Origin of the sequence: Escherichia sp. TW14182 (assembly GCF_000208525.1) — a bacterium.
GTDB classification, from domain to species: domain Bacteria; phylum Pseudomonadota; class Gammaproteobacteria; order Enterobacterales; family Enterobacteriaceae; genus Escherichia; species Escherichia ruysiae.
On record NZ_AEJZ01000405.1, the window covers coordinates 1 to 1,099 of the forward strand.

2 protein-coding genes are annotated in these 1,099 nt (G+C 43.3%); one reads left to right on the plus strand and one right to left on the minus strand.

What is annotated here, in order from left to right:
- The coding region (locus EQY_RS0122530; RefSeq protein WP_024212714.1) for a translesion error-prone DNA polymerase V autoproteolytic subunit at window positions 1-275 on the minus strand (275 nt) is incomplete at its 3' end.
- A gap of 184 nt (window positions 276-459) precedes the next feature.
- Between EQY_RS0122530 and EQY_RS0122535 the strand changes: the two genes are divergently transcribed.
- Window positions 460-870, plus strand: coding sequence for an ASCH domain-containing protein (locus tag EQY_RS0122535; protein ID WP_024165124.1), 411 nt, complete (start codon window positions 460-462; stop codon window positions 868-870).
- Window positions 871-1,099: the final 229 nt, after the last annotated feature.

Consider the following 1,099-nt stretch of genomic DNA (forward strand, 5'->3'; position numbering starts at 1 on the left):
CCGTCCACAGCAGCAATAACAATATCGCCGTGGCTGGCGGTAATGGCGCTGTCAACTACCAGCAGATCGCCATCACCAATCCCGGCCTCAATCATTGAATCTCCCGCAGCTTTAACAAAATAGGTCGCGCTGGGATGTTGAATCACTAGCTGATTAAGATCGATTCGCTGCTCAACGTAGTCAGCTGCCGGTGACGGAAAGCCACACGGCACAAAGTCACTAAATAAAGGAAGTGTAATGATTTCACGCAGTTCCGCAGGCTTGATAAACAACATGATAATCCGCCCAGATATACTGTTTTTATATACAGTATATTCTTATGACGAATAGATCAATGAAGTGAATGTCTGTTATGAGCGAAAAACGGACTATGATACTAACAAGAAAGCATCACTGTTAATATTCGAACAATTAATGCTCAGCTATATCTCTATTATTTACAATCAGAAAGGACTTGTAATGGGTAAGGTTGATGAACTAAAGATGAAATATCCAGACGCGAATGCCTGGCAAATGGGCGACAGCCCTGAACTGGCTAATGAGCTTGCATCGCTTATCAAAAAAGGGATTAAAACGGCCTCCTGTGGCTCTTATGCCTCTTATCAGAAGGAAGAATTTGCCCCAAGGATTGGGAGCTATAACATCATCCTTGACGGCCAGGATGTACCAGTATGCGTAACCAGGCTGGTGTCGATGCGACTGGTGCGTTTTTGTGATGTTACTGCCGAGTTCGCTCACAAGGAAGGTGAAGGTGATTTGAGCCTTGAATATTGGCAGAGAGAGCATCAACGATTTTTCACCCAAGAAGGTCATTTTTCTGATGATATGGAGCTGATTATGGAAGAGTTTGAAGTTGTTGAGGTTTTGTAATCCGACAATGTTTATGCATGTCAGATTAGAATAACTGAGTACCGTTTTCTCACATGCAATTTGTATTAATGTCCGCCTCTGGCACATAGCCGTCCTAAAGACAGTGGCGTAAAGTTATGGAGGATCGGTGGGAGGAGGTGCAAATCCTCTCATGCAAAAAATATGTAAAATCGGTAGCAGCTGGAAATCATTCAACACCGACCCTGTAAATAATTCTGTGTAATTGCTG